Below are 20,488 nucleotides of genomic sequence, written 5' to 3' on the forward strand. Positions count from 1 at the left end.
CCTATTCCTCTTTCGTCCATGTCTTCCGCGCGATCGCCAGCGCAGGGTATTTCGGCATGTCGACCGCCAGCTTGTCGAGTGTGTTCCGTCTGAGCGCGGCGAGCAATCCCGGCTGAGCCAGTGTCACCTGGCCATCGAGCAGATCGCGAGCCAGTTGCGCGTCGCGCACCTCTGTCCGGACAGCATTGTCACGGGCGATTATGCCGAGCGCATTGCGGGCGACCGCATGCTGGAAGCGATCATGACCGTCCATCCGGTCTTTCACGGTCGCAAGCCATTCCGAGATTGCGACCGCCAGCTCCCCGGCACTCGCCTCTCCCCTCGGTTCGGACGTACCCGCATTATCCGGCAAATCGCGCTCGCGCTCTTCTCGGGGCGCGTCTTCCTCCAGCAAAAGCAGCAGGTCGAGTTCCTGCTCGCTGGTTCGGCGCGAGATGAGCGCGCGTTCGAGTGTGCGATCGGCTCCTTCACGCCAGGTCGCACCCATGCGCCAACAACCGAGCGCCCACCAGCACGTGCGATAAACCAGCCACCAGCGGAAGCGCGCCGGATCGACCTCGCGGCCGTAAAGGCTTGCATATTCTATCGACTGATCGCCGAGCGTCCCGAGGCCATAAGCCGGCCTGTCGGGGCGCGAGAACCGCCATACGGTCATGCAACCATAAGCGATATCCTCATGGTAGTCGCCGAGATGCGCCAGTTCCCAGTCGAGCACCCCGGTCAACGTGCTCTCCTCCACCATCAGATTGCCGAGCCGGTAGTCTCCATGGACCAGCACGGGTTCGATCGGCGAGAGAAGATTGCCCTCCAGCCATCTCAGCGCCAGCGCGACGATCGGCCGATCCGCCCCGGCCTCCTCGAACTGCTCGCGCAGACCTGCCACACCGTCGGACGGTTCTAGCCGAGGGAGATCAGGCAGGCTGTCCAGCGGAGTGTTATGGATCTCGGCAAGCTCCATCGCGATGTCGGCGCACAGATCGAATGCCAGCTCGTCCCCTTCATTCGCAGCAAGAATGGCGCGAGGATCCGCCGTCCCGGGGAGCGCCCGCATGACGAAGCCGGTTCCCAGACAGTCGGTTTCCTCCAGCTCGACCACGATTTCCGGGGCGCGCACCCCGCGCTGATGAACGGCGCGGATGACGGCGGCTTCGACATCGTGCCCGATCGCCCGCCCCTCCATCATCGCAGCGGACGGCGCACGGCGGAGTATAAAATCCCTTCCCGCGCTCGAAAACCGCCAGCTCTCCATGGTGGCCCCGCCGGTCAGCCTCTTCAGGCCTTCCGGTGCCCCCATTCCAACCCGTTCAAGCGCCCGGGCCAGTCCTTTCGCGAGCGCGCTTGCGCTTTCAGTCTCTCCCATGCGGTTCATGTGTGAAGCGAAACGCTCTGTCGCTCAAGCCCGGACCTCTTGCGGCGGTGGGTCGTTATTCCGACAAGCCAGTCTATCAGGAGATACTTTTATGCGCCTTCCCGCCAACGCCCATGTCGCCATCGTCGATGGTGAGAACTTCACTGTGATGCGCAACAGCGGCAAGCCTTTCGAACCCAAGCTAAGCGGCGCGGAGAAGCCCGACCTGTCGGCAACCAATTTCAGCGCCGGGGTGAAGCACCAGGATGCCGTCGGCCAGCGGCTCGGGCGGACGGATCTGGATGAACTAGCCCATGGTGCAGCGGCAGCGGAATGGCTCAATGCCAAGTCGATAGCGGGTGAGATCACCGACGTCTTGGTCATCGCCGACCCCAAGACACTGGGTGAAATGCGCAGGCACTATCACTCCGAACTCGAGAAGCGCCTGGTTGGCGAGATCGACAAAACAGTCACCGGGGAACCGACCGACCGCATCGAGGAAATCATCGCCAATACCTGAGACATCGGACGAACGATTGTAACAAGTCGGCAGGCTAACCTGTCGCGCCCGCAACACTTTTCGTCGCGTCGCCCTTGTGTCGACATATTCGGTTGGCATTAAGCTTCGCCTAACCACGGAGGGTGTATAGGGTCGGCATGCCTAAACGATTTTTTGGACGACTGCTGGCAATCGGGGCGATGCTTGTGTCTGCCCCGGCGCTGGCGCAAAATGGCGGGTTCGAGGCCCAGTTCGACAATGCCCTGGGGACCCAGGTCCGGGCACCGCAAACGCTCGACGCCCTGTACGAAACTCCGCTCGCACGCGAAATCGCGATGCTTGCCGACGGCTCGAATGGCCGCATCGGCGTTTATGCGGTCGACCTGGCTACCGGGCATGAAGTTGGCGTGCTTGCCGATCAGCGCTTTCCGATGGCCAGTACCAGCAAGGTCGCCATAGCGGCCGCCTATCTTGCCGGAGTGGACGAAGGACGTTGGAGCCTGACGAGCGAGTTTCGACTGCCGCGTCCCGGCGGCGCCTATTTGCCCGCCTACAAGCATCTCAGCCTGATGATTTCCAAAAGCTGCAACGACTGCACCGATGCACTGTTGGCGGCAGTCGGTGGCCCTCGGGCGGTAAACAAGTGGATGCGGAATGCCGGAATCGAAGGGTTCGAGCTGAGCCGCGATATCCGCACGCTGATCCGCGAAGATGGTCGGATCGACCCGGCCTGGAGCGTCGACGCGAAGGACAGCGCCACGCCGCGCGCCATGGGTCAGCTGCTGGCAGGAATTTATCAGGGCAAGTGGCTTAGCGATCATTCGCGCCGGTTTCTGCTGGACGCCATGGAGGAAACGACCACCGGAAAACGGCGCATGCGCTCGGCGCTCCCCGTCAGCGCCAACCTCGCGCACAAGACCGGTACGCTCAGCCGCACGGCGAGCGATATCGGGATTTTCCACACGCCCGATGGGCGCGCAATCGCCGCCGCGATTTACGTCACCGGGCAGAGCCCCTCCATGGCGATCGAAAATGGCAGCCGCAGCCGCAAGCTCGAGGCACGGGCCAATCGCGATGCCCGGATTTCCAGCATCACGCAGGCGCTTTACCATGGCTTCGGGCGCAGCGTGAACGATGGGCGCAACTGGGCTTCGGCCGAATATGGCGGAAGATAAACAGCTGAGATATCGATAAAGAAAAAGGGCGGCGCCGGAAGGCACCGCCCTTTCTTTTCGTGAACGCTAACCGTTCGCGAAGCGTGCGCGATTAGTCGGCAGCAGCTTCGGCTTCGGTTTCGCCTTCGACTTCAGCTTCGACTTCAGCAGCAGCTTCGTCGGCTTCGGCAGCAACTTCTTCAGCACCGGCTTCCATGGCGTCGCCAGCGGCTTCCATGTTTGCTTCGGCGTCAGCAGCAGCCGAATCGGCGGTTGCTTCAGCAGCGTCTTCGGTAGCTTCCGAGCAAGCTGCGAGGGTCAGGGCAGCAGCCGAAGCAGCAGCGAAAAGAGCGATCTTGCGCATAGTTCTAAATCCTTGAACAGCGAGTTTTGAGGTGGTTCGAAGGCCGAAGGCCCCCTCTCCACGCGAGTCCCGAATTGGGGCCTCACAGTGTCTAAATAATGGCCAAATTGGGGCCTAGCAAGCAGATTCACTAGAATCTGCCACATTTTGGCCCTAATTCCGCTAGGAACGGCAGGAATCCGCCGATTGTCGTGACGAGGAAAAATCGCGCTCCCCAAGGGGGCAAGCCATTGCTAAGCCGCCTGACCATGGGTGAAAAACCACATCTCTACCTCGTCGACGGCTCGGCTTATATTTTCCGTGCCTATCACCGGCTCCCCCCCCTGACCGATCCCGAAGGCACTCCCGTGGGCGCGGTCTATGGGTACACCACGATGTTGTGGAAGCTGGCGGACGATCTGGACAAGGCCGATGGTCCGACCCATCTTGCGGTCGTGCTGGACAAGTCGAGCCAGAGCTTCCGCAACGAGATTTACGATCAATACAAGGCCAACCGGCCCGATCCGCCGGAAGATCTGGTTCCGCAATTCCCCCTGATCCGCGATGCAACGCGGGCCTTCAGCCTGCCGTTGGTGGAAGAACCCGATGTCGAGGCGGATGACATGATCGCCACCTATGCCCGCGCGGCGCAGGAGCAGGGCTGGAACGTCACGATCGTTTCCAGCGACAAGGACCTGATGCAGCTCGTGGGCGAAAAGGACGGCGCCCGCATCGATATGCTCGACACGATGAAGAATGCGCGCATCTATGTCGAAGAGGTAGAGGACAAGTTCGGGGTGGAGCCCGAAAAAGTCGGCGACGTTCTCGCGCTGATGGGCGATTCGGTCGACAACATCCCCGGCATCTTCGGCGTGGGCCCCAAGACCGCAAGCAAGCTCATCGCCGAACACGGCGATTTGACCGCGGCGCTGGACGCGGCCGAGGGCATGAAAAAGTCGAAGCTCAAGGAGCGCCTGATCGAGCACCGCGCCGACGCGGAACTCAGCCGCGTGCTGGTGACACTGAAGGAGGATTGCGACCTCCCCATCGCCCTCGACGACATGAAGCTCGACGGCGTGCCTAGCGAACCGCTCGCCGCATTCCTCTCCAAGCACGGCTTCACCAGTCTCCTGAAACGGCTCGATGCAGGCACCGGCAGCCCCTCTCGCACAACCGATCTCAATCCGGCCAAGCAAGATACCAAGGGCGCGCCCGCCAGCACCGAGGGCAACCGTCAGCCGCTACCCGACTATCCCGCGATCGACCGCTCGGCCTATGAATGCGTCCAGACCATGGAGCGGCTGGAAGAGTGGATCGAACGCGCCCATATGGCGCGCGTGGTGGCGGTCGACACCGAGACCAGCAGCCTCGATGCGATCCGCGCCGATCTTGTCGGGATCAGCCTCGCGCTGGGAGCCAACGATGCGTGCTACATCCCGCTCGGCCATGGCGGCAGCGACATGTTCGCCGAAAAGCCCCCGCAGATCGACAAGGCCGCCGCGCTCGAAGCCTTGAAGCCCCTCTTGACCAGCGACGCCGTGCTCAAGGTCTTCCACAACGGCAAGTACGACCTTAACGTCCTCGCCCGCAACGGTATCGAGGTCGCGCCGATCGACGATACGATGATTATCAGTTTCGATCTCGATGCGGGCCGCCAACTCGACGGGATCGGCGGAGGCCACGGCATGGACGAGCTGGCCGATCGCCACCTCGGCCATACCTGCCTCAGCTTCAAGGAAGTGTGCGGGACCGGCAAGAAGGCGATACCGTTCGGCGAAGTCCCGCTCGACAAGGCGACCGAATATGCCGCCGAGGATGCCGACGTCACCTGGCGGCTTTATCGCCATCTCAAACCGCGGCTGGCGACCGAGGGGGGAACGAGGATCTACCAACGCGTCGACCGCCCGCTGGTCCCCGTGGTTGCACAGATGGAGCGTCATGGCATCAAGGTCGACCGCGTCCGGCTGGCCAAGCTGTCGGAGGAGTTCGCCGGCGAGATCGCACGGCTGGAAAAGGAAATATACGAGCTAGCCGGCACCGAGTTCACTGTCGGCAGCCCGAAACAGTTGGGTGAAGTTCTGTTCGACACCCTCGGCTACAAAGGCGGCAAGAAAGGGAAGAGCGGCCAGTATTCGACCGATCAGAGCGTGCTCGAGCGGCTGTCCGGCGAAGGCGCGGAGATTGCCAACAAGGTGCTCGAATGGCGCCAGCTCGCCAAGCTCAAGAGCACGTATACCGATGCCTTGCAGGCTGCGATCAACCCGGAAACCGGGCGCGTCCACACCAGTTATAGCCTGGTCGGCGCGCAAACCGGGCGGTTGTCCTCGACCGATCCAAACCTTCAGAACATCCCGATCCGCACTGCGATCGGCCGCCAGATCCGCGAAGCCTTCGTCGCGGAGGAAGGCCATGTCCTGCTCGCCGCCGACTATTCGCAGATCGAATTGCGGCTGGCGGCGCATATGGCCGATGTCCCGACCCTGAAGGAAGCTTTCGCCAATGGCGAGGACATCCATGCGCGCACCGCCACCGAAATGTTCGGCGAAGTCAATCGCGATACCCGCGCTCGCGCGAAGACGATCAATTTCGCGATCCTCTATGGCATCAGCCGCTGGGGGCTCGCCGGTCGGCTCGGTGTCCAGCCCGATGAGGCGCAGGCGATGATCGACACCTATTTTAGTCGCTTTCCCGGCATTCAGAAATACATCGTGCGCACGCTCGAACAGGTGCGCGAGCACGGGTATTCGGAGACATTGTTCGGGCGCAAGACCTGGTTCCCGCGGATCGGTTCGAAGAATCAGGCCGAGCGCCAAGGCAGCGAGCGCGCAGCGATCAACGCCCCCATCCAGGGCACCAGCGCCGACATCATCAAGCGCGCCATGGTCCGCATGGTGCCCGCACTCGAAATGGCGGGCCTCGGCCATGTGCGCATGTTGCTGCAAGTTCACGACGAGCTTGTCTTCGAACTGCCCGAGGGAGATGTCGCAGCCGCATCGCAGGTCATCGAAAGCGTCATGGCCGACGCGGCGCAACCTGCGGTGACGCTTGACATACCGCTGGGCATCGACATCGGTACGGGTTCCAGCTGGGGAGCAGCACACTGAACGAGATCGAGGACTTCGTCGCGCGCACACGCAATCCACGCTGGATGAATGTGGCCCTGCTGAGCGTGATCGCGGCGGCAATGTTCGCCACGCTCCTGCTCGTCTATCAGACCGTGGAAGCCGAACGCGCCCAGCGCGAACAGGTTGCGAAAACCACCGAGATTCTGGAGGAACTGCGCTTGGTCAATAACGCGGCTCTGAACGGCGAGACAGGGCAGCGCGGCTATCTCATCACACTAGACCGGCGCTATCTCTCGCCATACCAGATCGGACGTGAACAGATCGATCCGGCTCTCGATCGGATCCGGGCGCTCATCGGCGACGAAGCGACTCCGCGCCAGACCGAGCTGATCGACCAGATCGACGCCCTGGCCCGCGCGAAATTCGACGAGATGGCAGCCAGTGTCGAGCTGCTCGAGAACGGGCAATTGCTCGATGCGCGCCGCGCGGTGCTTACCGACGAGGGTGTGGAGACCATGGAACGGCTCAGTCGCGCGATCGCCGAAATGGAGCAGATTGAGAACGCGATACTGGCCGATCGCAACACTCAGGCGGCGCGAACCGAGGCGCGTTTGTTGCCACTGCTGGGTGCCCTGTTGGTATTGTTGATCTTGGCCATGATCGCAGGTGCCCGGCTGGTCGGCCGCGCGGCTAGGGCGGAGGCCGAAGCGGCGCAGGCGGCGGTCGTCAGCGAAGCACGGGACCGCGCCGACCTGCTTGCCCGCGAGCTCAACCACCGGGTCAAGAATCTCTTCGCGGTCATCCTTGCAATCGTGCAAATGAGCGGCCGGGACAAACCGGAAGCCAAGGAAGTCACCGAGAGCATCGCCCAGAGAATCCGCGCCCTGCTCACCGCGCACGAAGTGAGTCAGGGCGAATTGGAACGGCCCGTTGCTTCGCTCCGCGCGCTGGTGGAAACCTCGCTCGCACCGTATCGCTCGCGCAAGCACACTGCCGAAATCAATGGCCCGGAAATCATGCTGCCGGCCAAACGAGTGACCCCGCTCGGTCTCGTCCTCCATGAGCTGACGACCAATGCGGTGAAGTACGGCGCCTGGCAATCCGAAGGCACGGTGAGTGTGACCTGGACGGAAAAAGACGGAAGTTTGGCTCTCGAGTGGCGCGAGAGCGGGGCGGATATCGAAGAGGTTCCCGAACGCAAGGGGTTCGGCAGCTTGCTGATGACCAGTGCCGCACGGCAGTTCGGCGGCACTCTCGAACGGAAATTCACGAAGGATGGCCTGCGGGTCTCGATCGAGCTTCCGGTTGATGACTAGGCTTGCCTTGCCGCTGCCCTGCTCATAGCAGGTGGCCCGATGTTAGAGCGTTACGATCCGCGCAATTGGCCGATTTCCATCGAGGGCGTGATCCATACCCTGATCGTGCTGAGCGGTGCTATTCTGGCCGCATTCATCGTCCATTGGCTGGCCTTCGCGATTCTGCGGCGGCTGGCCAAGGCTTCGGAAAGCACGCTCGACGATGTCGTCGTGGAAGGGGTGCGCAGGCCCCTTCGCTGGGCCGCCATCGCATTTTCGATAACCGTCGCGGCAGAGAACGATGCCCTGGTCGGCCAAGGCTGGGACCTCCTGGCCAAATTCCTGACACCCGCAGTGGTCGGCTGGGTGGCCTACGCCGTCGTGCGCGGCCTCGCCAAAGGATACGAAGCACAAATCGAGGGAGCGGAAGATCCCGTCGCGCAGCGTGGCCGCCTCACGCGGATCGCAATCCTTTCCCGCACGGTGAAGGTCGCGATCATCATCATCACCGTATCGCTTATCATGCTCAACGTTCCCGGCGTGCGCGATATCGGCACGACTATGCTGGCCTCGGCCGGTCTTGCCGCGCTGGCCGTGGGCGCCGCGGCACAGCCAGCGCTGAAATCCCTGATCGCGGGCCTGCAAATGGCGCTCACCCAGCCGCTACGTATCGGCGATCTGGTGAAGGTCGACGGACAGGCGGGCCGGGTGGAGGAAATCCGGATGAGCTTCGTGACAGTGCGCACTTGGGACGAGCGCGTTCTGGTTGTGCCGACAAGCCGGTTTCTGGACGAGAGTTTCGAAAACTGGTCGCGGGTCGATGAACGCCTGACCGGTCCAGTGATGTTGCATCTCGACCCAATCGCCGAAGTGGAGCCCATTCGCGAGGAGTTCGAGCGTTTCGTGCAAGCACAGGATCTGTGGGACGGGCGCAATCTGCAACTGCTGATGACCGAAGCCCATCCCGAAAGCATCGAACTGCGCCTGTCGATGAGCGCCGATACGATTGGCGATTTGTGGACCTTGCGCTGCACCGTGCGCGAACACATGCTGGGCTGGCTCAAGGAAAACCAGCCCGAAGCGCTGATCCGCCACCGGCTCGAGGTCGAGGCGGCGAATCAGCGCGCTGAGGAGGCCTAGGCGCTGGTATCCGGCCCGTGCTTTTCGTCGCGGGTGCTTTCGACCATCCCTTCATAAAGAAAACCGATCGGCCGGACTTCGGCGGCGCGTTTTTTCAGCTCGCCGCGCATCTTCTTGTATTCGGTTTCCATTTTGACAGTAACGGTCGCCCGGCTGTCCTCGAGTGCCTCTGCAAAATCGGCAGCGGTCACGTTTTGCACATCCCCACCGGCGCGATGGAGCGCGCTGAGACCGGCACGGCGCACCACATCCTCGAGATCCGCGCCGGTGAAGCGAGCGGTTTTGACCGCCACTTCACCCAGGTCGACGTCATCCGCCAGGGGCATGTGCTGCGTGTGTATGCCCAATATCTGCTCGCGCCCCGCTTTGTCCGGTGTGCCGACATAGACCAGCTCGTCGAAGCGGCCCGGACGCAGCAGCGCGGGATCGACAAGGGTCGGGCGGTTGGTCGCGCCGACCACCACGACCGACTGCAATTCCTCCAACCCATCCATTTCGGCAAGGATGGTATTGACCACGCGCCCGGTCACCTGAGGCTCGCCCTGCCCACTGCCGCGCGCCGGCACGAGACTGTCGATCTCGTCGATGAACAATACGCACGGTGCGACGGCGCGGGCACGTTTGAACATACGCGCAATCTGCTGCTCGCTCTCGCCATACCATTTCGACAACAGGTCCGAACTCTTCATCGAGATGAAATTGGCCTTGGCTTCCTTCGCCACCGCCTTGGCGAGCAGCGTCTTGCCGGTACCCGGAGGGCCGTAAAGCAGAAAGCCCTTGGCCGGTCGGATCCCGAGACGGTGAAACGCCTCGGGATTTTTCATCGGCAATTCGATGCCTTCCTTGAGTTTCTCGATCGCGCCGCCGATTCCGCCGATATCGGACCAGCCGACATTGGGCATCTGAACCATAACTTCACGCATGGCGCTGGGCTGGATGCGCTTGAGAGCGGACAGGAAATCTTCGCGGGTCACGCACAGCTCGTCGAGCACTTCGGGCGGAATGGTCCGTTCGTCCAGATCGATCTTATGCATGATCCGGCGGACGGCATCGATCGCCGCCTCCCGTGCCAGCGCGGCGATATCGGCGCCGACGAAGCCATAGGTAGCCTTGGCTAACTCGCCAAGGTCCACCTTGTCTCCGAGCGGCATGCCCCGGGTATGGATACCAAGGATCTCGCGCCGCCCGCTTTCATCGGGCACACCGATCACAATCTCGCGGTCGAAACGTCCGGGACGCCGCAAAGCCTCGTCGATGGCCTCGGGGCGGTTGGTCGCGGCGATGACGACCAGGTTGGAACGCGCCTCGAGCCCGTCCATCAGGGTAAGTAGCTGGGCGACCAGCCGCTTCTCGGCCTCGCCCGGCACCCGATCGCGCTTGGGTGCGATCGAATCGATTTCGTCGATGAAAATGATGGCCGGCGCCGACTTGGTCGCCTGTTCGAACACTTCGCGCAGGGCCTTTTCGCTTTCCCCATAGCCCGAGCCCATGATTTCAGGCCCGTTGATGGTGAAGAAATTGGCGTCGCTCTCATTGGCAACCGCCTGCGCAAGCCGCGTCTTGCCGGTGCCCGGCGGGCCGTGCAGCAGCACGCCCTTGGGCGGGTCGACCCCCAGGCGGGTAAACAGTTCGGGATAGCGCAGCGGCAGTTCGACCATTTCGCGCAATTGCTGGATGGTCTCGCCCATGCCGCCGACATCGTCATAATTGACGACGGCCCGGGCGTCGCGCGGCGCTTCGAATTCCGCGCGCAATTCGACCTCTGTGTCCTCGTCGATATGAACGATGCCCTTGGGGGCCGTGGACACCACGCTCAGGCGGATCTGGGTCAGGGCATAGGCCGGTGCATTGAACATGCGGCGAACCTCTGGCGGCATGTTCTGGACGGGCTGCTGGCCGGTCGTCGCCACCAGATCGCCCGCAACCAGCGGTTTTCGGAAGAAATTGCGCTTGAGTGCCTGGGCCGGTCCTTGGAGCCGCATTTCCCGCTGGGCGGGCGCGAAGACCACGCGCGTCGCTGGCCGCGACTGAGCCACGGCGACCTTTACATGCTCGCCCGAGCCAACCTCCGCATTACCGCGCTGGAGCCCGTCAAGGCGCACCACATCTAGGCTTTGGTCTTCGTCATAGGCCGGCATGGCCACCGCTGCGGTCGCCCGTTTCCCCGTTATTTCGACTACGTCTCCCTCGGTGATGCCGAGTGCCTGGAAGGCCGATCGCGGCATGCGGGCTATGCCCTGCCCGCTTTCTTCCTGCCGTGCCGCCGCCACCGTCAGCCTTATGGTCTTTTCCTCTGTCGCTGCTGCAGCATCCGCATCGGCCATGTGGACTCGGCTCCCGTTACCTAAACTTGTCTCCGCCCCACTTGGGAACGGGTCCCTGCCGATGCAATGAGCGAGGTCGATGCGTGGGTCCGCGAAACACAAGAAAAAAGCCCGGCTGGCGAACCAACCGGGCTTGGAAGTCTTGGGAGAGGATGCCTGAAAGGCAAGTGGACATATGCTGGCCGGGACGATTTTGTGCAAGTGCGAAAAGGACAATTTTTGTTGCATGACTTGCAACAAAGTTCGTCGCTTCGATTCTAAGGCGTTGAATTTGATTGTTCGTGACAGGCAGGGTTGCACCGACTGATGTTGCATCGCACAATCGAATGCCTTCATTGGGGTATCGGTTCAGAAGCACTCGGCCAGCGAAGCGCCGACAGGCTTGCGGGTATGAGCCTGCTCCGTGCTAAGCGGGGCTCCGAACCGCCCTCAAGCCGAAATGGAGCCGATTCGATGAAACGAATTCTTGCCGTTGCAGCAAGCGCGGTTGCGCTGAGCGGATGCACGACGGCCCAAGCCCCGCCCGTTATCGCCACCCAGACGGTCGTCGCAAGCGATGATCGCGCTGCGCCCGATACCATGCGCTGGCTCTACGGATCGGGAGAGGCCGCCGGCGCATCGATCCAAACCTGGCGGCAGATCGCCGACTACGCCATCGCCGTATCGCGCCAGCGCCGGGTACCGCAATCGGTTCCGCTGGGCCTGCCCGATGCACCGGGCGGAGTGGGAACGCCTTCCTGCATGGCCGACGACGGGACGACGAAGCCCTTTGCCGCAGTGTTCGATGTCGACGAAACCGTGCTGCTCAATACCGGGTACGAATATTGGCAAGCGCTTTCCGGCAAGCCCTTCGATATCGACGAGTGGACCGAGTGGGCCAATGAGGGCGCGGGTATTGCCAAGCCCGTTCCGGGCGCCGTCACCGGTCTCAAGCGCCTGCGCGAAGCGGGCATAGCCGTGATTTTCAACACCAATCGCAATTCGGATACAGCCGCGGGCACCATCGCGGCGATCGAGGCGGCCGGCACCGGCCCCGCTGTTCACCTCGAAAACCTGTTCCTGCGGGGCGACGATACGATGGGTAGCCGCAAGGACGGGCGCCGTGCGCGGATCGCCGCACAGTATTGTGTCATCGCCATGGCTGGAGACAATCTTGGCGACTTTGCCGATGTCTTCAACGCCGATGAGGGAGCCATTGCAGCACGGCGCGCGGCTGTAGCGCGCGGGCAATATGCACAGCTATGGGGCAATGGTTGGTTCCTCATGCCCAACCCCGTCTATGGCGCCTGGCAGGAAGGCACCATTGGCGAGGTCTTCCCGCCGGAAACACGCTGGAAGCCTTCGCCCAGCGATGCGCCCGTGATCATGGACGGCCAATAGACACCGCTTGCACTCCGACACGCCGGGGATAGGGTAGGTTGCAAGGGAGAGACCTACATGCCGATGAACCGCGTTTGCGAATTGACGGGAGCGGACTTTCCGCTCTTCGCTTTCAGCCACTGCCGCGACGTGGTCGCCGCGGTCAGCAAGGCGGGCGGCTTTGGCGTATTGGGGGCAACACGCTTCAGCCCCGACCAGCTAGAGGAAGAGCTGGCCTGGATCGATGCCCACGTAGAGGGCGCCCCCTATGGCGTGGATGTCCTCGTGCCGGAGGTAATCGACCCGCGGGTTCGAGAGCTGTCGGACAATAAGAGCCGCGCCGCCGCGATCGATCCCTCCTATCAAGGCTTCGTCAATCGGGTGCTCGGGGAATTCGGGATAGCACCCGAACCGGAAATGCCGATCCTGCGCGAACGCATGGGTATAACGCCCGAAAACGGCCTCGCGCTGATGGAGGTCGCCTTCCGCCATCCGATCAGGCTCATCGCGAACGCGCTGGGCATCGCCCCGCCCGCGATGATCGAGGAAGGTAAGCGACGCGGTGTACCCGTGGCGGCGCTGGTGGGAGCGAAAGAACATGCAATCCGGCAGGCCGAAGCGGGGGTCGACATCATCGTCGCGCAAGGCACCGAGGCGGGCGGGCATTGCGGCGAGGTGTCCACGCTGGTGCTGATACCCGAAGTGGTGCGCGAACTGGCGCGCGCGGGCCATGACATGCCCGTGCTGGCGGCGGGCGGGATCATGACCGGCGGACAAATGGCGGGCATGATGGCCGCAGGGGCACAAGGCGCCTGGACCGGATCGATCTGGCTCGCCACGCCCGAAGCCGAGACCAGCGAGACCTTCCGTGATAAAATGGTTGCCGCCCGCAGCCGCGACACGGTGCGTTCGCGCAGCCGGACCGGCAAGCCGGCGCGGCAATTGAGAACCGCATGGCACGATGCATGGGACTCCTCGGGCGGCCCAGGCACCCTTCCCATGCCGCTGATGGGGATGGTGTCCGAACCGGCCTTCGCGCGGATCGAGCGCGAGGCAGCTGCGGGCAATGAAGGCGCACGGGAACTGGTCAGCTATTTCGTCGGCCAAGGCGTCGGCTTGGTGGAGCAGGTTCGTTCGAGCCGACAGGTCGTGCAGGACTTCCGGGAGGAATTTGTCGAAGCCGTGGGTCGCCTCACCGATTCTGTCGGCATGGGGTGACTTGACCGGCGTCTGCCGCGAGCCCAAGGCGCTCGCCATGTGGCTCGATTCTCCGCGCAATCCGAAGGCCCCGCTCGCCGGGCTCAAAGTCCTTGAACTCGCCCGCGTGCTCGCAGGGCCTTGGGCCGGGCAAATCCTGGCCGATCTTGGTGCCGATGTCATCAAGATCGAAAGCCCCGAGGGCGACGGTACCCGTCAGTGGGGACCGCCATGGATAGAGCGCGAGAATGGCGAGCGCGAAGCCGCCTATTACCATGCGGCCAATCGCGGGAAGCGGTCGATCGTCGCGGATTTCAGAAACGAAGAAGATCTCTCGCGTGTGCGCGAATTGGCGGCATCGGCGGATGTCGCGCTCGAAAATTTCAAAACCGGAAAGCTCGCGGAATTCGGGCTCGATTATGACAGCCTTGCCAAAGCCAATCCCGCCCTCGTCTATTGTTCGATCACCGGTTTTGGCCAGACCGGCCCGCGTGCGCGTGAAGCTGGCTACGATTTCGTCATTCAGGCGATGAGCGGTTTCATGGCGCTGACCGGCGAGCCGCAGGGGCAGCCGATGAAGATGGGCATCTCCATCTCGGACCTCGTATGCGGCCTCTATGCGGTCATCGGCATTCAGGCGGCCCTCGCCATGCGCGAGCGCACCGGGCGCGGTCAGCATGTCGACATGTCGCTGCTTGATTGCTCGGTCGGCCTGCTCGCCAGTCAGGCCATGCATCTTCTCACGACAGGCGAGAACCCGCCGCGCATGGGTAACGAGCATGCGCAGGTCAGCGCTTATGGGGTCTTTCCCGTCGCCGATGGCGAGGTCGTGCTGGCCCCGGCCAATGACGGGCTGTTCCGCAAATTGCTGTCGCTGCTCGGGCGTGAAGACCTGCTGGGCGAAGAGAAGTTCGCCACCAATGAGGGCCGCCTCGCCAATCGCGAGGAACTCGACGCGATCATCGCCGCCGAAACGCGCAAATGGCAATTGGACGAACTGCTCGCCGATTGCGTGGAAGACGGGATTCCGGCCGGAAGGGTCAATCCCATCGACGCCGTCTTCGAAGAGGCTCAGATACAGTCGCGCGCCATGCGCATCGATCTCGAAGGCATTCCGGGGGTGCGCAGCCCGTTCACCTTTTCCGAGGCCGAACTGGCGCTCGACCACCCCAGCCCGCGCAAGGGTGAACACGGCTAGACCTTACGTCGGCACCAAGGAAAAGGGCGGCCCGCGAGGCCGCCCTTGTCGTATCAGTCGAGAGCCGCCTTGAGATCCTCGACCAGATCGGTGCGCTCCCATGGGAAGGCTTCCCCTTCCGCCTGGCGGCCGAAATGTCCATAGGCCGCACTCTTGCGGTAGATCGGCCGGTTGAGGCCGAGATGCGTGCGGATGGCCCGCGGCGTCAGACCGCCCAGCTTTTCCATTCCGCGGATCGCGTTTTCCAGGGCTTCGTCGGTAACGCCCTCGGCTGCGGTGCCGTGCGTGTCGATATACAGCGATAGCGGCTTCGATACGCCGATCGCGTAGCTCAACTGGATCGTGCAGCGCCTGGCAAGGCCTGCCGCCACGATGTTCTTGGCCAGATAGCGCCCGATATAAGCGGCCGAGCGATCGACCTTGGTCGGATCTTTCCCGCTGAACGCGCCGCCGCCATGCGGCGCTGCGCCGCCATACGTATCGACGATGATCTTGCGACCCGTGAGACCGGCATCGCCATCGGGACCGCCGATCTCGAAGGCCCCGGTCGGATTGATATGCCATTGGGTGTCCCCGGAAATCCAGCCTTCGGGCAGGATTTCGGTGACGACCTTCTTCACATAGGCCTTGAGTTCGGCTTCCTTGTCGCCTTTGTGATAGCCCTTGGCGTGCTGGGTCGATACGACGACTGCCGTACATTCCACGGGCCTGCCATTCTCGTACCGCAAGGTTACTTGGCTTTTGGCGTCCGGTTCGAGGAAGGGCGCCGCGCCGCTCTTGCGGTCTGCGGCAAGCCGTTCGAGGATCTTGTGGCTGTAATCGAGCGTGGCCGGCATCAAATCGGGTGTTTCGTCACAAGCGAACCCGAACATGATCCCCTGATCGCCCGCGCCTTCATCCTTGTTGCCGCTGGCATCGACGCCCTGCGCGATTTCAGACGACTGACCGTGAAGATGGTTCTCGAAGGTCAGCGACTGCCAGTGGAACCCGTCCTGCTCGTAACCGATCTCTCGCACGGTTCGGCGAACGGCCTTTTCGATCTCTTCCTTTGCGCCCGGTGCCCAGCCGCCGTTTTCGGCCCAGTCGGGATTCTTGGCATCGTACATCGGCGCACAGCGAATTTCGCCGGAAAGGATCACCCGCTGAGTCGTCGTCATCGTTTCACAAGCGACCCGCGCCTCGGGATCCTTGCGCAGCATCAGATCGACAATCGCGTCGGAAATCTGGTCGGAAACCTTGTCGGGGTGGCCTTCCGAGACACTCTCGGAAGTGAACAGGTAACTGGTGCGCATGAAAGTCGAAATCCCGATATAAAGAAATCTTTATGTGTTGCGGGTGGGGTAGCCACCTGCGAAGCGCATGGCAACCAGCGATAGTGCCAGAAAAACAATGCCCCATATCAGGGTGAGCCAGTGGCCCATTCGTGCGAACCACGTTGGCGCCTGCGGCGGCGGGACCAGCGTATCGATCCGCCCCGCGACATTGCGGCCGATATGTTCGCGCACCACACCGCGCGCATCGATCACGGCGCTGATGCCGGTTGTGGTCGATCGCAGAACGGGGAGCCCTTCTTCCGCAGCGCGCATGCGCGCCTGGGCCAGATGCTGCGGCGGCCCCCAGGTGCCGAACCAGCCATCGTTCGACGGATTGAAGATATAGTCCGGGCGATTGCCGCCATCGACCACTTCGCCGGAAAAGACGATTTCGTAGCAGATCTGCATGCCCGCCATGCCGTACTGCCCGAGATCCTGGGTCCGCGGTCCCGGTCCGGGAATGAAATCGATCGTACCCGCCACCAGACGCGAAAGCCCCAGCGGCTCGAGCAGAGCCCGCAAGGGAAGATATTCGCCGTAGGGAACGAGATGCGCCTTCGCATAACGCTCGCCCAGCTTACCGTCGGGATCGATCGACGTGACCGCATTGTAGGCGCCGATCGCTTTCCTTCGCCCGCCCACTGTGCCGATCTCGAGATCGACCAGACCGGTCAGCAGCAGGCTGCCCGGTCCGATGACATCGCCGATCCGCGCGCGCGCGAAAGCGGGGTCGCCGCCTGCGGTCATCTGGATGTAGTAGCGCTGCGGATAACCATCGCGAAGGTAGTCGGGAACGCCGCTTTCCGGCCATAGTACCAATCGGCGAGCGCCAGGTTTCAGCGGCTTGCTCAGGCCCGCAATGGTCTGGAACTGGTCCTCGAACTTCGACGCATCGTCGATGTCTTCCTGCTTGAGGTTGGGCTGCACCAGGGTGAGCGCCAGATCGCCTGTCCCGCCCCGACCGGCAGGCCAGTAGATCAGAGCCGTCACCGCCAGCACGGATGCGCCGAGCGCGGCCCAGCGGCGCGCGGCTGCGAGCGTTGCTCCGCCAACCGCCGCTGCGACCACCGCGCCGGACAACGCATAGCTGCCGGCGAATGGCAGCAGCCGCGCCAGGCCGGGGCGATCCCAAGGCCCGAGCAGCATCATCGAAAACGGCCCCCAGCTATAGCCGGTGAAGACCCAGCTTCGCAGCCATTCGGCAGCGATCCAGCACGCTCCGAATGCCAGGGCAAAAGCGAACAGCCCTTTCCCCCGCGCGATCAGCCAGGCTGCGGCAGTCGCAAGCGCGGGCCAGATCGCGAGATAGAGCGAAAGCAGGGGCACCGCAGCCCATCCGAGCGCTGCGGGCATTTCCGCCTGATAAGTGAAGGCGGTCGCGATCCAGTTATTGGTCGCCGTGAAATGAGCGACGCCGAACAACCAGCCAACCAGCAGAGCCCGCTTCCAGCCTGCCTGTTGCCATGCGAGCCAGCCGAAAGCCGCCATCGCGGCAAGCCCCAGCGGCCAGAAGTGAAATGGCTGAAAGCCGAACGCCGAGATAGCGCCCAGCAACAGCGCGGAAATCTTCGGGTGGGAACGGGCCAGGCCGGGGATTGTCTCCATCGGCCTGCCCCTTAACCGGTGAGGTCCGGCGCGCAAGCGCGATCAGCCGACCGCGCTTACCTCGCCGTCATCGTCCTGCTTGCGCTTGCGGCGGCGAGGGGCGGGTTTTTCTTCGCCATCGCCTTCGTTCGCGCTGAGCGAAGGCGGCAATACCGCCGCATCGATTGCGCCCCCATTGCCTGGAGCGCTTTCCTCGGTCTTCTTCGTCTTGCGCGGAGCACGACGCTTCTTCGGCGCCTCATCCTCGTCGTCGCGGCGGGTGAACGGGTTTTCCGAGGGTTCGAATTCGCGGCCTTCACCATCGTCATCGCCCTTGGGCTTGCGGCCCCGCGGCTTTCGCCCGGCGTCATCCTGATCGTCGCGCCGGCTGCGCTGACGACGGTTGTTGCGGCGATCGTCACCGTCGCCGTCATCGTCGTCTTCATCGTCCGACTGGTTCTGCCCCGGTCCATCCTGACGTTTGGCCTTGGCCTCTTCCTGGCGGGCCTTGTTGTCGGCGATCACCCGAAAATAATGGTCCGCGAATTGCAGGTAATATTCGGCCTGCACGCGGTCGCCATTATGCTGGGCGTCCTGCGCGAGCTTTTTATACTTGTCGAGCAACTGCGGGGCATTGCCACGCGCGCGGCTATCGATCCGATTGGCCGAATTGGCACCGCCCTGATTGCGGTTACCGCGTCCGCGACGACGGTTATTGCGATTGTTGTTCAAGGGTAGCTGGTCCTCATTCAATTCGCGGCACGGACCTTTTTACCGGTCCGCATATGGCCGCGTGACCCCTTGCGCGGTTGCGCCTGTCGCAACTCGCGTGCCCCGACTTGTGCATGGTATGCGTAGCCACTGGCTGCGCACCGGAACTGCAATGTCGGAGCTGGAACCGGTGGGGAAGCGTTAGCCGCGCACCACTGGCCTAGGGCCAGAGGTAAAGGGTCGAATCGGCTTTGCCAACCCCTAAGTGAGAATCAGTGCACGAGGGCGGCCTGCAAGGTCGCGTTCCAGCTTCACCGAAAAGCCCGATTCGCGCGCGATGGCGGAAACCGCTTCCTCCTGACGCGCGCCGATTTCGAGGACAGCGGCGCTGTCCGGCAGAAGAAGCTTGCCAAGCTGCGGGACGATCGCCCGATAGGCGTCAAGCCCTTCAGGCCCGGCGAAAAGGGCGCTGGCCGGCTCATAAGCGCGCACGTCCGGTTCAAGCTCCGCGTCCGCCTCGACATAGGGCGGATTGCACAGGACCAGATCGAACCGGCCCAGATCGTTCGACCATCCATCCTCGAGCCAGCTCGCCTCGAGAAAACGTGCGCGCCCGGCAAGACCCAAACGCTCGCAATTGTTTGCCGCCACATCCAGCGCGGCTGCACACGCATCGATACCGATCCCGCTCGATCCCGGCCTCCGGTCGAGAAATGCGAGCAGCAACGCGCCGGAGCCGGTCCCCATGTCGAGCACCCGTGCATCGGGCCTCGCCGTATCGAGCGCCGCTTGCACGATCGTCTCGCTGTCACCGCGCGGGATCAGCGTATCGGGCGTGACCGTGAAATCGAGTCCGAAGAACTCCTGGTGCCCGACGATATGCGCGACCGGCTCACGCGCTGCGCGGCGCGCGACCAAACCTTCGAAACCCGCAGGCTCCGAAACGCGCATATGCCGGAGCAGCATATCCGAGCGCGACACGCCCAGCGTGTGCGCCATCAGCAATTCCGCATCCAGACGAGCCGTGTCGCTGGTGACGGCGAGACGCTCCGCCGCGGCGCGCACCGCATCGGCAACGTTCATTCGGTCATCGCGGCAAGGCGCTTGGCCTCGTCCTCGGCGATCAGCGCGTCGACCAGCTCGCCCAGCCCCGGCCCGGCGATGATCTGCGGTAGCTTCTGCAAGGTCAGCCCGATGCGATGGTCGGTCACGCGGCCCTGCGGGTAGTTGTAGGTGCGGATGCGCTCGGACCGGTCGCCGCTGCCGACCATGGCCTTGCGCGCCTCGGCCTCGGCGCCCTGCGCTTCCTCGCGCGATTTTTCGTAAAGGCGTGCGCGCAGTACCTGCATCGCCTTCTCGCGGTTCTTGTGCTGGCTGCGCCCGTCCTGGCAGGTCACCACGAGGCCCGTGGGCAAGTGCGTGATGCGGATCGCGCTGTCGGTGGTGTTGACGTGCTGGCCGCCCGCCCCGCTCGCGCGGTAGGTATCGATCTTGAGATCGGTCGCATCGATCTGGACGTCGACCTCATCGGGTTCGGGCAGGACCGCGACCGTCGCCGCCGAGGTATGGATGCGCCCGCCGCTTTCGGTTTCCGGCACGCGCTGCACCCGGTGGACGCCGCTTTCGAATTTCAATTTGGCGAAGACGCCGTTCCCCGTCACGTTTGCGACGATCTCCTTGAAGCCGCCGACTTCCGATGCGCTCATGCTCACCGGCTCGACCTTCCAGCCCTGTTCGGCGGCGAAGCGCTCGTACATGCGGTAGAGATCGCCCGCGAACAGCGCCGCCTCGTCGCCGCCGGTGCCCGCGCGGATTTCGAGCATGGCGGGTTTCGCATCGGCGCTGTCGCGCGGCAGCATGGCGATGGCCAGCTCGCGCTCCGCCTCGGGCAGGCGCTGGCGCAATTCGGCCAGCTCTTCCTCTGCCATGGCTTTCATTTCCGGGTCGGCGAGCATCTC

Annotated in this window: 16 protein-coding genes; 8 read left to right on the top strand and 8 right to left on the bottom strand. The window is 63.3% G+C overall.

What is annotated here, in order from left to right:
* Position 1: 1 nt before the first annotated feature.
* Entirely contained in the window at positions 2–1,294 is a 1,293-nt protein-coding gene (locus tag L5849_RS08140; RefSeq protein ID WP_306664132.1) for a phosphotransferase family protein, read from the bottom strand.
* A 166-nt stretch (positions 1,295–1,460) separates the two neighbouring features.
* On the opposite strand from L5849_RS08140, the gene L5849_RS08145 reads away from it, so the two are divergent.
* A complete protein-coding gene (locus tag L5849_RS08145) occupies positions 1,461–1,868 on the top strand; it encodes a host attachment protein (protein ID WP_115415272.1) in 408 nt (135 codons plus the stop codon).
* Between the two features lie 137 nt (positions 1,869–2,005).
* Complete coding sequence (locus L5849_RS08150; protein WP_236925175.1) at positions 2,006–3,022, top strand: serine hydrolase; 1,017 nt, start codon at positions 2,006–2,008, stop codon at positions 3,020–3,022.
* 91 nt (positions 3,023–3,113) lie between these two features.
* On the opposite strand, the gene L5849_RS08155 is transcribed toward L5849_RS08150, so the two are convergent.
* On the bottom strand, positions 3,114–3,365 hold the full coding sequence (locus tag L5849_RS08155; protein ID WP_067696099.1) for a hypothetical protein: 252 nt from the start codon (positions 3,363–3,365) through the stop codon (positions 3,114–3,116).
* A gap of 248 nt (positions 3,366–3,613) precedes the next feature.
* Here L5849_RS08155 and polA point away from each other — a divergent pair, with 248 nt between their 5' ends.
* The 3 genes from polA to L5849_RS08170 are packed head-to-tail and all read left to right on the top strand — an operon-like array spanning position 3,614 to position 8,844.
* Positions 3,614–6,448, top strand: coding sequence for a DNA polymerase I (polA, locus tag L5849_RS08160; RefSeq protein WP_236925176.1), 2,835 nt, complete (start codon positions 3,614–3,616; stop codon positions 6,446–6,448).
* A gap of 44 nt (positions 6,449–6,492) precedes the next feature.
* Positions 6,493–7,725, top strand: coding sequence for a sensor histidine kinase (locus L5849_RS08165; protein WP_370459195.1), 1,233 nt, complete (start codon positions 6,493–6,495; stop codon positions 7,723–7,725).
* A gap of 39 nt (positions 7,726–7,764) precedes the next feature.
* On the top strand, positions 7,765–8,844 hold the full coding sequence (locus L5849_RS08170; protein ID WP_115415275.1) for a mechanosensitive ion channel family protein: 1,080 nt from the start codon (positions 7,765–7,767) through the stop codon (positions 8,842–8,844).
* Here the strand turns inward: L5849_RS08170 and L5849_RS08175 are convergent.
* On the bottom strand, positions 8,841–11,168 hold the full coding sequence (locus tag L5849_RS08175; RefSeq protein ID WP_236925178.1) for a CDC48 family AAA ATPase: 2,328 nt from the start codon (positions 11,166–11,168) through the stop codon (positions 8,841–8,843). The genes L5849_RS08170 and L5849_RS08175 overlap by 4 nt on opposite strands.
* 453 nt (positions 11,169–11,621) lie before the next feature.
* Here L5849_RS08175 and L5849_RS08180 point away from each other — a divergent pair, with 453 nt between their 5' ends.
* Genes L5849_RS08180 through L5849_RS08190 form a run of 3 tightly spaced genes read left to right on the top strand, consistent with a single transcriptional unit; the run spans position 11,622 to position 14,922 of the window.
* Entirely contained in the window at positions 11,622–12,548 is a 927-nt protein-coding gene (locus L5849_RS08180; RefSeq protein WP_236925179.1) for a 5'-nucleotidase, lipoprotein e(P4) family, read from the top strand.
* A gap of 57 nt (positions 12,549–12,605) precedes the next feature.
* Positions 12,606–13,745, top strand: a complete 1,140-nt coding sequence (locus tag L5849_RS08185) for a nitronate monooxygenase (protein ID WP_236925180.1) — start codon at positions 12,606–12,608, stop codon at positions 13,743–13,745.
* A 37-nt stretch (positions 13,746–13,782) separates the two neighbouring features.
* Entirely contained in the window at positions 13,783–14,922 is a 1,140-nt protein-coding gene (locus L5849_RS08190; RefSeq protein ID WP_236925480.1) for a CaiB/BaiF CoA-transferase family protein, read from the top strand.
* A gap of 53 nt (positions 14,923–14,975) precedes the next feature.
* Here L5849_RS08190 and metK read toward each other — a convergent pair whose 3' ends face one another.
* The 5 genes from metK to prfA form a co-directional block, all read right to left on the bottom strand.
* Positions 14,976–16,214 carry a methionine adenosyltransferase gene (gene metK / locus L5849_RS08195; RefSeq protein ID WP_236925181.1) on the bottom strand — a complete coding sequence of 413 codons (1,239 nt, stop codon included), beginning with the start codon at positions 16,212–16,214 and terminating at the stop codon, positions 14,976–14,978.
* Positions 16,215–16,244: 30 nt separating this feature from the next.
* Positions 16,245–17,840 (bottom strand): apolipoprotein N-acyltransferase, encoded by a 1,596-nt coding sequence (gene lnt, locus L5849_RS08200; protein WP_236925182.1) that lies wholly within the window; start codon positions 17,838–17,840, stop codon positions 16,245–16,247.
* 42 nt (positions 17,841–17,882) lie between these two features.
* Positions 17,883–18,551 (bottom strand): DUF4167 domain-containing protein, encoded by a 669-nt coding sequence (locus L5849_RS08205; protein WP_236925183.1) that lies wholly within the window; start codon positions 18,549–18,551, stop codon positions 17,883–17,885.
* 240 nt (positions 18,552–18,791) lie between these two features.
* Positions 18,792–19,613: a peptide chain release factor N(5)-glutamine methyltransferase gene (gene prmC, locus L5849_RS08210; protein ID WP_236925184.1), complete on the bottom strand. Its 822-nt coding sequence runs from the start codon at positions 19,611–19,613 to the stop codon at positions 18,792–18,794.
* Positions 19,610–20,488: peptide chain release factor 1 (prfA, locus tag L5849_RS08215; RefSeq protein ID WP_236925185.1), on the bottom strand; the 879-nt coding region annotated here is incomplete at its 5' end. The genes prmC and prfA, both read right to left, overlap by 4 nt.

The sequence above is a fragment of the Erythrobacter sp. SN021 genome, from assembly GCF_021864455.1.

Excerpts from the sequence above, each read along its gene's own strand:
- L5849_RS08190 (WP_236925480.1), top strand. The coding sequence starts at position 13,783 with ATGTGGCTCGATTCTCCGCGCAATCCGAAGGCCCCGCTCGCCGGGCTC.
- L5849_RS08145 (WP_115415272.1), top strand. The coding sequence starts at position 1,461 with ATGCGCCTTCCCGCCAACGCCCATGTCGCCATCGTCGATGGTGAGAAC.
- L5849_RS08175 (WP_236925178.1), bottom strand. The coding sequence starts at position 11,168 with ATGGCCGATGCGGATGCTGCAGCAGCGACAGAGGAAAAGACCATAAGG.
- L5849_RS08155 (WP_067696099.1), bottom strand. The coding sequence starts at position 3,365 with ATGCGCAAGATCGCTCTTTTCGCTGCTGCTTCGGCTGCTGCCCTGACC.
- L5849_RS08170 (WP_115415275.1), top strand. The coding sequence starts at position 7,765 with ATGTTAGAGCGTTACGATCCGCGCAATTGGCCGATTTCCATCGAGGGC.
- L5849_RS08140 (WP_306664132.1), bottom strand. The coding sequence starts at position 1,294 with ATGGGGGCACCGGAAGGCCTGAAGAGGCTGACCGGCGGGGCCACCATG.
- lnt (WP_236925182.1), bottom strand. The coding sequence starts at position 17,840 with ATGGAGACAATCCCCGGCCTGGCCCGTTCCCACCCGAAGATTTCCGCG.
- L5849_RS08185 (WP_236925180.1), top strand. The coding sequence starts at position 12,606 with ATGCCGATGAACCGCGTTTGCGAATTGACGGGAGCGGACTTTCCGCTC.
- L5849_RS08165 (WP_370459195.1), top strand. The coding sequence starts at position 6,493 with ATGAATGTGGCCCTGCTGAGCGTGATCGCGGCGGCAATGTTCGCCACG.
- prmC (WP_236925184.1), bottom strand. The coding sequence starts at position 19,613 with ATGAACGTTGCCGATGCGGTGCGCGCCGCGGCGGAGCGTCTCGCCGTC.
- polA (WP_236925176.1), top strand. The coding sequence starts at position 3,614 with ATGGGTGAAAAACCACATCTCTACCTCGTCGACGGCTCGGCTTATATT.
- L5849_RS08180 (WP_236925179.1), top strand. The coding sequence starts at position 11,622 with ATGAAACGAATTCTTGCCGTTGCAGCAAGCGCGGTTGCGCTGAGCGGA.
- metK (WP_236925181.1), bottom strand. The coding sequence starts at position 16,214 with ATGCGCACCAGTTACCTGTTCACTTCCGAGAGTGTCTCGGAAGGCCAC.
- L5849_RS08150 (WP_236925175.1), top strand. The coding sequence starts at position 2,006 with ATGCCTAAACGATTTTTTGGACGACTGCTGGCAATCGGGGCGATGCTT.